The sequence below is a fragment of the Fictibacillus nanhaiensis genome (assembly GCF_036213205.1).
Classification (GTDB): Bacteria; Bacillota; Bacilli; order Bacillales; family Fictibacillaceae; genus Fictibacillus; species Fictibacillus nanhaiensis_E.
Genome location: NZ_JARMFC010000004.1, coordinates 56,300 through 68,565 on the forward strand (window position 1 = coordinate 56,300; position 12,266 = coordinate 68,565).

Below are 12,266 nucleotides of genomic sequence, written 5' to 3' on the forward strand. Positions count from 1 at the left end.
ATGGACGATTATGTTGCAGAATAGTTGGCTTATACCGTTGTTCCCGCTTTTATCCTTCGTTTTATTGCTGTTTTTCAGAAAATCAAAAAGTGAGGGCACTGCATGGATCGGTGTGTCTCTAACCGGATTATCGCTCATTCTTTCCATCGGGGTTTGGATCGCGGTGTGGCAAGGTGAGGGAATTAAGGTTGAAGGCACTTGGTTCGAAATCGGTGAACGTGCCATCACGATGGGATATGAAGTTAATCCGCTGAACGCCCTTATGCTTGTGATCGTTTCACTCGTTAGTTTTCTTGTACATCTTTACTCAAAAGGTTACATGCATGGCGATGAACGGTTTCCTGTTTTCTTTGCGTATTTGGGATTGTTTTCCTTTGCGATGCTCGGACTCGTTCTTTCTCCGAATCTATTACAGCTTTATATGTTTTGGGAGCTAGTTGGACTGGGTTCGTTTTTGTTGATCGGATTCTATTATTTTAAACCAGAAGCAAAAGCCGCAGCGAAAAAGGCATTTGTGATGACCCGAATCGGGGACGTTGGTCTATTTATCGGTATGGTTTTGCTATTTTGGCAGGTTGGTAGTTTTGAATATGACGAAATTTTTGCTTCTGTTCGAAATGGCGATATATCATCTGGCATGCTCACACTTACGGCACTATGTATCTTTGTAGGAGCGATCGGAAAATCAGGTCAGCTGCCTCTTCATACGTGGCTTCCGGACGCGATGGAAGGTCCAACACCAGTATCAGCACTTATCCATGCGGCAACGATGGTTGCAGCTGGGGTGTACTTGGTCGCTGCGATGTATCCGCTCTTCCAAGCTTCAGAAACGGCATTAACGGTCGTTGCTGTAGTAGGGGGAGTCACGGCAATCTTTGCCGCTTCAATCGGTCTTATGCAAAAAGACATCAAACGCGTGTTGGCATACTCAACGGTCAGTCAGCTAGGGTACATGATGCTAGCACTTGGAGCTTCGGGTTATGTGGCAGGTATCTTTCATCTAACCACACACGCATTCTTTAAAGCGTTATTGTTCTTAGCTGCAGGAAGCGTGATTCATGCTGTACATACACAAAACATCGAAGAGATGGGTGGACTTTGGAAAAAGCTTCGACTTACTGCGCCTCTCTTTTTAATCGGCGCCCTAGCCATCTCAGGAGTTCCGCTATTGTCCGGTTTCTTTTCAAAAGATGAGATTCTAGCAAGCACGTACGCAGATGGCCGTTACGGTTTATTTTGGCTGGCAGTCGTTGCAGCTTTCATGACGGCGTTTTATATGTTCCGTCTATTTTTCCTTGTGTTTACAGGAAAACCACGCGGTGATCAGAGTGGCGTACATGAATCGCCAAGCGTAATGACGTTGCCGATGATTGTTCTAGGTGTTTTGGCAATCGTAGCGGGCTACTTGAACACAGCTTGGTTCGGTACATTTTTAACGGATTACTTAGCAGGAGGCCCTGTTGAACTAGCGTATGGAGATCATCACGGTCCAAGCTGGATTCCGATCGTGGCAACTGCAGCATCTCTTTTAGGAATCGGTCTCGCTTATCTGATCTACCAAAAAGGAGCGCTTTCCCGCGATTGGATCACTCGCTCGTTGCCAGGACTCAGCAACGTGATCTACAACAAATGGTACGTTGATGAAGGGTACTACGCCACCTTTGTAAAAGGAACGAAGGGCTTGAGCAAGCTAGGCGTTTTATTCGATAAATATGTCGTTGACGGAATGGTTGCGGCAGTTGTGAGCGGAGTACAAGGGCTGAGTAAGTTAGGGTCGCGCCTTCAAAATGGGCAGGTCCAATCATATGGTACGTTCGCCATCTTTGGCATAGTGATTTTATTGCTGATCGTCGCATTAACAGGGGGGTACTTCACATGAACACATGGCTTCTATCGATCTTAATTTTATCCCCGTTGTTAGGCATTTTAGTACTCATATTTACTCCGTCTCAAGATGAGAAGTCGATCAAATGGATTGGAATTTTAGGCACGTTATTCCCACTCGGAACAGCACTCGTTACATTATCTGCTTTTAATGCATCTGGTGAAGGTCTACAGCTTGCTGAGAAATTTCAGTGGGTTTCGTATGAAGTCTTTCAATCGAACGGTGATGTGAGCTATCCGATCTTTTATGAAGTAGGCGTTAACGGTCTATCGATGGTGCTTATCTTATTAACAACGGTTGTGAGTGTGCTTGCTGCCATTGCATCTTTTTCGATCAAAAAAGATTGGAAAAGTTACTTCATTTTGTTCTTCTTACTCGAGATGGGCATGATTGGCGTGTTCGCCGCACAAAATTTATTTTTGTTCTTTATTTTCTTTGAAATCACGCTCATTCCGATGTTCTTCCTCATCGGACGATGGGGTTATCTTGAAAAAGAGAAAGCAGCATACAGTTTTCTGATCTATAACGGGGTCGGTTCAGCCATCCTTTTGATCGCGTTCGTGGCGATGTTCATGAAGACGGGAACGATGAATTTTGAGCAGTTAGCTTACACATTCTCGCTTCCGCAATCTGAACTGAACGAGATGAACATCACAAGGAATTTTAAGATGGGGATGCTGATCGCGCTTCTTGTTGCGTTCGCCGTCAAGCTGCCTGTAGCACCGCTTCACTCTTGGATGGTGAGGGTTCACGTTCAGGCACCACCGCCGATTGTTATGCTTCACTCAGGGATTCTTTTGAAAATTGGTGCGTACGGCTTGATCGTTTTTGGGGCAGGGCTGTTTCCAGATCAATTCAACTCTCTCGCTTTTATCATCGGGTGGTTCGGTGTGATCAACCTCCTTTATGGAGCGTTCTTAGCACTCACACAACGTGATCTGAAACGCGTCTTAGCGTATTCGTCTGTCTCGCATATGGGAATCGTTCTGATCGGGCTCGCCGCATTGAACGAAGCGGGGATGACGGGAGCTGTGTTCCAAGTCGTTTCGCACGGATTGATCTCGGCGCTGTTGTTCTTTTTGGTAGGCGTTCTGTATGACCGGGCCGGTTCATCTCAGTTAAAAGACTTTGGTGGGGTCGCGAAAAGGATGCCGATCTTTGCAGGAGTCTTGCTCGCAGGGGGGCTCGCATCATTAGGACTTCCGGGTATGTCAGGTTTTATTAGCGAGTTCATGGCGTTTTTAGGATTGTTTGAGACGATGCCCGTGTTAGCAGCTGTAGGAGCACTAGGACTGATTTTAACAGCGATCTACGTCTTGCGCGCAGTGTTGGCCATCACGTTTGGTGCTGAAAAAGAACTATCGAACGCTCATGATCTTTCATCAACAGAACGAATTCCGGCGTTTATCTTGCTTGCAGCGATTTTGTTTATCGGCATCTATCCTGCATGGTTAAGTGATATGCTCCGTCCAACATTAGATAGCATTCTGCTAGGGTTAGGGGGCTAAATCATGGATCTAGATACTTTACTATCGTTTAAATGGAGCGTCATGCTTCCTGAATTTATCATCTTAGGTGTTGCGACACTTTTATCGGTTATCGACCTTTTTATGAAAAAAGAATCGAGCCGGAAGCCGCTAGCCTGGCTTGCCGGAGCAGGTATTCTCGCTGCTCTCATCGCCATTTTTATGCAGCTCGACATAGAAGTAACATCGATTCTGTATGATACGTACAGACTTGATTCGTTCTCAAAAGCTTTTAAGATTTTACTTTTGTTAGGAACGCTATTAGTAATCGTTCTTTCTTCCAATTATAAAAAAGAAGATCTAGAGGAAAACCGGGGAGAATTTTATTACTTACTCCTCGCCGCTCTATTAGGAGCCATGATGATGGCATCCAGCGCTGACTTGATCACGCTATTTGTGGGACTAGAACTTCTCTCTCTTTCTTCTTATGTTATGGCAGGACTTGAGAGGCGCAATAAACGAAGCAACGAATCAGCGTTTAAGTATATTGTGTCTGGCGGAATCGCTACCGCTATCACGCTTTTTGGGATGAGTTACATTTTCGGACTGACAGGAGAGACGAACCTGTTCAAAATCGCAGAAAACATGGGGAACGTTGAGCTGTTAAAACACAGCTTTCTTATCGTCTTCGCGTTCATTATCACGTTTGCAGGATTAACCTTTAAGATCGCGGCCGCTCCACTTCACATGTGGGCACCTGATGTATATGAAGGTGCGCCGGTTCCAGTTACAGCTTTCTTGAGTGTCGTGTCCAAAACGGCAGGCTTTGTGATCTTGTTGCGTGTGATCATCATCTGCTTTATCGCGGCTCCAGGGATTGATAGCGAACCGATCTTGCTGCAAGTTCAGCCGTATGTAATGGTATTAGCAGCAGCAACAATGATCATTGGTAACGTAACAGCGCTTCGACAACGAAACATAAAAAGAATGTTTGCGTATTCGTCTATCGCGCAAGCGGGTTACATTCTCGTGCCATTCGTGTCAAATTCGTCATTGTTGTTCGAGTTAATCTGGTTTTATCTGTTGGCGTACTTGTTTATGAATATCGGCGCGTTTACTGTCATTCAGCTGTTAAGTAGTCAAGAAGGTTCTAATGATATTGGTATTTTCCGTGGTTTATTCCGACGGTCTCCGTGGCTCGCCGTTTCGATGACATTTTTCGTCCTGTCACTAGCCGGAATACCGATCACCGCAGGATTTATCGGTAAATTTGGAATCTTTATGGGAGCACTTGGTCTTGACCCCGCACATTATTGGCTGGCTGCTGTTATGATGGCAACCACGCTCGTGTCGTACGTGTATTACTTTAATATTATTGCAATCATGTTCTTTCGTGATAGTGAGGATGCGAATAAGGTTTCAATCCCAGGTGGAATGGCTGCCGTACTTGCATTCTGTACAGCATCGGTTCTTATCTTAGGGGTCATGCCCGATCTCGCACTGGATTTCTTTTACGGAAACTTTGATGTAAATGAATTCTTCATGCAGATCGAAACCGAAGTTCATACACATGATCATTGATAAATATTTAATATGTAATAGCCCATTAAGCTTCTCCTTTTTAGGAGTTCTTGATGGGCTTTTTTTAGTGGGTTTTACGGTAAGTGTTTTCTAAAATTGTTACGCATTCGCACACTTTTCAGCTATTTGCGCACATTTCAACACGCGCTTCACTCCTTTCGACTCGGCTTACGCACAGATCACCTCACTTTACACACAAAGAACTCTCCACCAACGAAAAAAAAAAAGACATCTCAGCAAAAATTTTTTTTCCCACAAAAAATTCCTCACAAAAATGAGCCAAAACTACCGTAACTTCTTACGTTTTATTTCGTCTAATCATAGTGAAACGACTATTAATCAAGATTGACATATATTAGTCGTTACAAATTTTTGAACTTATCGAAAGAAAGGGCTTTCATAACACTTTACTAGGGAAAAAGTATCTATCTAAAATGTTGGGAAAGACGTATGCTTAAGATGTCGAAATATGTAATGAGGAGGTCAGACTTTTATATGATTCCAATCGGACAACAAGCTTTGTTACATATCATCGTACATCTATTGTTTCTCGTGATCTCTTGGTGGGCATTGCAGGCCGTACATTTTGATAAATGGATCAAAAAAGGCAAGGTCATGCAAGCTAGAGTGTTATACATACTTCTAGTAATCAGCTTAGCAAGCATAGCGAGCGATTTTTTTCTAAAGTATTTACAGTATTCCACGAATCTTAGTCAGCTATTTGGATGATTTCACAACTTTTACAGAAGTAGTGGATTTGTCGGAATATGACTACAACTTCCACGGATATCCTCTGTTTCATTGGCAACAATGAGAAATAGAGAGGATGTGCTGGGGAATGAAAAAATGGACGATGACGATTACAGCGATTTTGCTTTTAGTTATGATTACTTCTGGATATGCAAAAACAGATGAAAAAACAAATGAAGTTACACATATAATAGACGTTTTAAAAGACAGCGGGGCGACGCCTGACAAATGGACTATGTATTTTCGTGGTCAAACAGGTTTTGCATCTAAAGGACTAGGGTATGTAAAACAAGCAGAAGAACTTAAACGTAATTATCCTAAATTTAGCTGGGCGGTAACTGAAGAGGAAGCCGGACATTATAAAATGACCGGAATATTTGAGCGTAATGATATCGGGGTTAGAGAGAAAATGACCGTCATTACATACCCCCAAAAAGATCAATTTGCATCGTATTTTATTTATGCGGTTGAAGGACTTGTAAATGCAAATCAAAATTGGGAAGAAATCCAGAACCTGATTGATAGCCGTGTTGAACAATCAATTGGAGGAAATCCCAAAATTTTCTCTTGTGTTACCGGTACATACGGTGATAAAATGGTGGTTGATTTGTATTCGCAAGCAAATGAATTGGTACGCGCCTTTTCTGGTGATCCTGTAGAGGAACTAAAAGAAGAGACGTTTGTGTCGCTTTCTGCATATACTGAGCAGTGGGAACAAGCGATTTATACCGGTCATCAACATAAAATGAATCTTCAGGTGGCACTGCGATCTGAAGGATTGGGCAGTAGAACAACTGTCACAATTGGCACACCAATAATTACGTCTGAATATTAATATACAAATTGGACGCGGAGGGGAATATCGTTGGAAAAAATCATTGTCCGTGGTGGTAGGCGGTTAGAGGGCTCTGTACGAGTTGAAGGAGCTAAGAATGCCGTACTTCCTGTCATCGCAGCATCCATTTTAGCAAGTAAAGGCAAGAGCACGATCAAAGACGTGCCAAGTCTAGCTGATGTGTTTACGATTAACGAAGTATTACGTTATTTAAATATTGATGTAGCATTTGAAAACGGTGAAATTTCTGTTGATGCTACTAATGAATTGAAAACTGAAGCACCATTTGAGTATGTCCGCAAAATGAGAGCATCATTCCTAGTTATGGGACCGTTGCTTGCTCGTGTTGGATTGTCTCGTATCGCACTTCCAGGAGGATGCGCAATTGGATCACGTCCGATTGATCAGCATCTAAAAGGATTTGAAGCGATGGGTGCAACAGTAAAGATCGGAAATGGATTTATTGAAGCAAAAATTGATGGCCGCTTGCAAGGTGCAAAGATTTATTTAGACTTCCCGAGTGTAGGAGCTACTGAGAACATCATGATGGCTGCAACACTTGCTGAAGGTACGACTATCATCGAAAACGCTGCAAAAGAACCAGAAATCGTTTGTCTAGCTAACTATCTGAACGCAATGGGTGCTACAGTTATTGGTGCAGGAACAGGTACGATCCGCATTGTCGGAGCTGAAGAACTTGTTGGTGCTGAGCATACAGTTGTTCCAGACCGTATTGAAGCTGGTACGTATATGGTAGCAGCAGCTATTACACAAGGTGACGTTTTAGTTGAAAATGCAATCGCAGAACACCTACGTCCTTTAATCGCAAAAATGGAAGAGATGGGTGTACAGATTCAAGAAGAAGGAAACGGACTTCGTGTTCGCGGACCTCGTGAATTAAAACCTGTTGATATTAAAACAATGCCTCACCCAGGATTCCCGACTGATCTTCAGTCGCAAATGATGGCGCTATTGCTTCGTGCAAACGGAACTAGCGTAATCACGGAAACTGTATTCGAAAACCGTTTCATGCACGTGGAAGAATTCCGACGCATGAATGGTGATATTAAAATTGAAGGCCGTTCTTCTGTAATCAACGGACCTGTAAATCTGCAAGGTGCTGAGGTTGCTTCAACTGACCTTCGCGCAGGTGCTGCTTTGGTACTTGCTGGGCTTGTCGCTGATGGTTACACGCGTGTAACTGAGCTGAAGCACATCGACCGCGGATATGTTGATTTTACTGGAAAATTGGCTGCATTAGGTGCTGACATCGAGCGTGTTAACGAAGATGTGAAAGCAACACCTGCAAAAGAAGAGCAATCATTAAAAAGTAATTTAGCATAATATATGAATAGGAACCCTTTCTCATTGTTGAGGAAGGGTTTTTCTGTTTTCTTAGTGAGCATGTAGTTATTAAAAAGCTGTAAATCGATTTTACGGTACACGTTTTTTTATTTTGTTACACGTTCGCCGGTAAATAGGTGGTGAGCACCTGAAAAATGTGCAGTTCCACCTGAACGCAGCATTTTACGACCGATGATTCACGTTCAACCACCTGTAAACGATATTTTTACACCGACATCAGAGATTTTAGAGCCTCCTTCCGTTTAATTCATAAGGTATTCGGGAAATCTAAATCGTATACTTATACTTTTTATATTAATGAAGGGATGTCGAATTCATGCTCTGGACCATTATCGGAATATTAGTCGTACTTTGGTTATTAGGTGTCATTTTTAAAGTAGCTGGCGGTATCATTCATATTTTACTTGTCATCGCCTTGATCGTTTTTGTTTTAAATTTTATTAAAGGTCGAAAATCGAAATAGCTGTAAAAAAAATCAAAATGGTTGTAAAAGCTGGCTTTCATAGCTAGCTTTTTTTAATGGGAAAAATTCATTGATTTACTCGAATGAGCGCAAAAAAACAGTTCCTAATACCTGCTTTTTGTTGAAATTTTTTGCTTTTAGTACAATTTAATCAAAATTTTGAGAATAGTTTGAAAATTAAACGTAAGGTGCTATTATAAATCCACTGGCTTTAAAATTCATGAAGCAAAGGGGATTGGGAAGGGATGAAAAAGCAATTATCGGTATGGGGTTTGGCACTTGGACTTGCAGTAAGTCCGTTAGCAGCAGGACAAGCATCAGCGGAAGCACCAGTTAATGTTTTATCAACAAAAAAGATGAACAGCTTAACAGGTACACCGTCATTTGTTTCTGGAAAACTATCTGAAGCTTCTTCAAAATCAGCAAAAGAAGTCGTATTCAATTATCTGCAAAAAGAATCAAAAACGTTTAAATTAGGAACTCAAAAAGCAGCGGAGTCGTTCATAGTTAAGTCTGTTACAAAGGACGAGCTAGGCAGACAACTCGTGCGCATCCAACAAACGTATAAAGGGGTTCCTGTTTGGGGATCGACGCAAGTAGCGCATGTGAACGAAAAAGGAGAGCTCGTTGTATTTTCAGGAACGGTTACTCCTGATCTTCAAAGTAAACCAGAGCTAGGCTTCGCAAAAAAAATTACAGCAGCAAAAGCAGTAACTGTAGCTGTTAAAGATCTAGGTTTCACACCTGAATATGAAGCAGATCCAACATCTGAACTGGTTGTTTATACAAACGGAGATAAAGCCACTTATGCGTACTTGGTGAATTTAAACTTCTTATCACCTGAACCAGGTAACTATAATTATTTTGTGGATGCTGTAACAGGCAAGATCCTGAATTCTTATAACGACCTGGACGAAGCACATGGTGACCAAAAAGCGCCGCCAACGGGTGGGGGAACTTTAGTAGGTACGAATGCGATTGGTACCGGAACGGGTGTCCTTGGCGATACGAAATCATTGAACACACTATTATCGAACGGTACGTACTATCTGCAGGATAACACGCGAGGAAACGGCGTATTTACATACGATGCGAAGAACCGTCAGCAGCTTCCTGGCAGTTTATGGGCGGATGCAGATAACAAGCTGAACGCGACTTATGACAGAGCGGCTGTAGATGCTCACTATTATGCAGGTGCGACGTACGATTATTATAAAGAAGTCTTCAACCGCAACTCGTATGACAATAAAGGAGCAGCATTAAAATCAACGGTTCACTATGGCCGTAATTACAACAACGCGTTCTGGAACGGACAGCAGATGGTCTACGGTGATGGCGACGGCTCGACGTTTGTGTCCTTATCAGGTGGATTGGATGTTGTTGCCCATGAATTAACACATGCTGTAACAGATTTCTCATCTGATCTGATCTACCAAAACGAGTCTGGTGCGTTGAATGAAGCGATGTCTGATATTTTCGGTACGCTTGTCGAGCATCATGAAAATAACAACCCGGACTATGAGATCGGAGAGGATATCTACACACCAGGAACGCCGAATGACGCGCTTCGTTCGATGAGCGATCCGACGAAATATCAAGATCCTGATCATTACTCGGTTCGCTACACGGGAACAGGCGACAATGGCGGGGTACACATCAACAGTGGGATCATCAACAAAGCGGCATATCTGCTGGCAGTTGGTGGAACGCATTATGGTGTAACGGTTCCAGCGATCGGCAACCAAAAAGTTGGAGCGATCTATTACCGAGCAAACACGGTATACTTAACAGCTTCCTCAAACTTCAGCCAAGCAAGAGCAGCTCTTGTTCAATCAGCATCTGACCTTTATGGAGCAACCTCTCCAGAAGTAGCGGCAGTGAAAAAATCGTATGATGCGGTTGGTGTGAACTAATTCAGTAGTAGAAATAACCCTGATCTCTATATATGGAGGTCAGGGTTTTTATTGTTGTCTGTTTACAACCCATTTACCGCCATTTTTCCGAGCGGTCCGTTCTCATCAATAATGTCCTGGAATTCAAAAACTGAGATAGGGAACATGGGAAATCCATATACATATGCGGTGATCTCGTATAGCTGAAAATATACCACGAGCGACTTATCAGCGATATAAAAATCTTGATCTGGCCGGATGCTTTTGAACGGTTCGAGCGTGTCGATTTGCCGCGATTTAAGCTGTTCTTTTATATGACGGTTGATGACTTCCACATAATTGCTTCCGGGTTTAAAGAGATCTTTTAACTGATACGTTTTTCCTGTAGATAGATCCCACGTCTCTGATTTGATATAGGTCATGCCATGAGCGGCCATAGGTGTATAGGCAAAATTTAAGAAGCCGATGCTCAAGATGTTCTTCTCATTTGTTTTAACGGCAAACTCTCCATACATGCCCGGACGAGCCTCAGGATTTTGGTAATTTGCGAGCTGCTCGTTGATCTGAACGATTCTTGTGTTTACTTGCTGCTGAATACGAGGGTTGATCTTGCCTTCGATCTGCGGGTAGTAAATCTTAATATTGCCAGGTGCATACGTGAGCGTACGAACCAAGACAGGAGGCTGAAAACTGTCCATGCTGTTCACCCTTTCGTGCTGATCATCTCTTCATATTATGCGAGGAAATGCCTGTCTCAGTCCCTGAAACAAAACTTGTAAATGAAGAATCTAAGTAGCTCATTTCAATTGTAAAAATGCTAGTTTTGAGTTCTAAATGCTTCTCTTTTTGTATAAGTTGTATGGTAGATAACAATCTAGGAGGGCATGGGAACGTGAATGTAAATATAAAGCCGCTGATTTGGATTCTAGCTATTTTTGTCGCTATCATCGTCCTTCTTCCGACGATACTTGTACTACCATTTTCGTCAGCACCTCCCGAGTGGAAAGAAGAGAAGTCAGAACGCCAATCTGAGAGAGTGCTAGCTTTAGAAGTCCCGCATTCAGACATCGTTGTACCGGTTTTTAGGGTATCGATGGATACGGTTCAGAACATCCCGTTAGAAGAATATGTAGCAGGAGTGGTCGCTTCTGAAATGCCGGCAGACTTTGAGATAGAAGCGTTGAAAGCGCAAGCACTGACGGCACGAACGTTTATTGTAAAAGCTCTACTAAACCGCGGCAAAGATGATAGTCTGCCAGAAGGAGCAGTCGTGTCAGACACGGTAATGCATCAAGTGTACAAAGGAAACGAAGAGCTAGAAACGCTTTGGGGAGATGATTTCAACAAAAAAATAGAGAAGATCATCAAAGCGGTCTCTGAGACAAAAGGACAGATCCTAACATACGAAGGAGATCCGATTCAAGCGAGTTTCTTTTCTACAAGCAATGGCTTCACCGTGAATTCCGAGGATTATTGGAAGAACGAATATCCGTATTTACGAAGTGTAGAAAGTCCATGGGATAAAAAAGAGTCTCCTAAATACACAGAGACTATCCAGCTGCCAGTCAGTACGGTAGAGCAGAAGCTAGGGGTCTCACTAACAAAGGACGGTCAGATCGGAAAAGTCGTAGCCACAACGAGCGGAAAACGAATCGGCAAATGGGCGATTGGTAAAAAAGAGTTCACTGGTAAAGAAGTGCGAGAGAAGCTGGAGCTGCGATCGACTGATTTCCAGATGAAGAAAAAAGGAAAGCAGGTTACCGTAACAACGAGAGGTTACGGTCACGGAGTGGGATTGAGCCAATATGGTGCGAACGGGATGGCAAAAGAAGGAAAGACGTACAAAGAGATCGTGAATCATTATTACAAAGGAATAGAGATTACGGATTATAAACCAATCGCTGACAAGGGGCTCGCGTATCAGCCTCAGTAAATTGTGTGGAAATTGTAGGGGGTCTGACCCGGGTCAGACCCCCTCTTTATCATTTTGAGGAAACCGCTAGATGTCATAAGGCATTTAGCGGTTTTT

Annotated in this window: 10 protein-coding genes; 9 read left to right on the plus strand and 1 reads right to left on the minus strand. The window is 42.9% G+C overall.

What is annotated here, in order from left to right; genetic code table 11:
* The first annotated feature begins 10 nt into the window (after positions 1 to 10).
* From nuoL to P4V41_RS04315, 8 genes are all read left to right on the plus strand, one after another.
* Positions 11 to 1,879, plus strand: a complete 1,869-nt coding sequence (gene nuoL, locus P4V41_RS04280; protein ID WP_328083561.1) for an NADH-quinone oxidoreductase subunit L — start codon at positions 11 to 13, stop codon at positions 1,877 to 1,879.
* The gene (locus P4V41_RS04285; RefSeq protein ID WP_328083562.1) at positions 1,876 to 3,393 is read left to right on the plus strand and encodes an NADH-quinone oxidoreductase subunit M; all 1,518 of its coding nucleotides are present in this window, start codon (positions 1,876 to 1,878) and stop codon (positions 3,391 to 3,393) included. The genes nuoL and P4V41_RS04285 overlap by 4 nt, the downstream gene beginning before the upstream one ends.
* A gap of 3 nt (positions 3,394 to 3,396) precedes the next feature.
* Complete coding sequence (nuoN, locus tag P4V41_RS04290) at positions 3,397 to 4,932, plus strand: NADH-quinone oxidoreductase subunit NuoN (protein ID WP_328083563.1); 1,536 nt, start codon at positions 3,397 to 3,399, stop codon at positions 4,930 to 4,932.
* A gap of 495 nt (positions 4,933 to 5,427) precedes the next feature.
* Entirely contained in the window at positions 5,428 to 5,661 is a 234-nt protein-coding gene (locus tag P4V41_RS04295; protein WP_144696969.1) for a DUF1146 family protein, read from the plus strand.
* 109 nt (positions 5,662 to 5,770) lie between these two features.
* Positions 5,771 to 6,517, plus strand: coding sequence for a YwmB family TATA-box binding protein (locus tag P4V41_RS04300; protein ID WP_328083564.1), 747 nt, complete (start codon positions 5,771 to 5,773; stop codon positions 6,515 to 6,517).
* Positions 6,518 to 6,547: 30 nt separating this feature from the next.
* On the plus strand, positions 6,548 to 7,861 hold the full coding sequence (gene murA / locus P4V41_RS04305; protein ID WP_328083565.1) for a UDP-N-acetylglucosamine 1-carboxyvinyltransferase: 1,314 nt from the start codon (positions 6,548 to 6,550) through the stop codon (positions 7,859 to 7,861).
* A 337-nt stretch (positions 7,862 to 8,198) separates the two neighbouring features.
* Entirely contained in the window at positions 8,199 to 8,345 is a 147-nt protein-coding gene (locus P4V41_RS04310; protein WP_137791095.1) for a lmo0937 family membrane protein, read from the plus strand.
* Positions 8,346 to 8,590: 245 nt separating this feature from the next.
* A complete protein-coding gene (locus P4V41_RS04315; RefSeq protein ID WP_328083566.1) occupies positions 8,591 to 10,258 on the plus strand; it encodes a M4 family metallopeptidase in 1,668 nt (555 codons plus the stop codon).
* Positions 10,259 to 10,320: 62 nt separating this feature from the next.
* Here P4V41_RS04315 and P4V41_RS04320 read toward each other — a convergent pair whose 3' ends face one another.
* On the minus strand, positions 10,321 to 10,935 hold the full coding sequence (locus tag P4V41_RS04320; RefSeq protein ID WP_328083567.1) for a DUF3298 and DUF4163 domain-containing protein: 615 nt from the start codon (positions 10,933 to 10,935) through the stop codon (positions 10,321 to 10,323).
* A gap of 194 nt (positions 10,936 to 11,129) precedes the next feature.
* Here P4V41_RS04320 and spoIID point away from each other — a divergent pair, with 194 nt between their 5' ends.
* On the plus strand, positions 11,130 to 12,170 hold the full coding sequence (gene spoIID / locus P4V41_RS04325) for a stage II sporulation protein D (protein ID WP_328083568.1): 1,041 nt from the start codon (positions 11,130 to 11,132) through the stop codon (positions 12,168 to 12,170).
* The last annotated feature ends 96 nt before the right edge of the window (positions 12,171 to 12,266 follow it).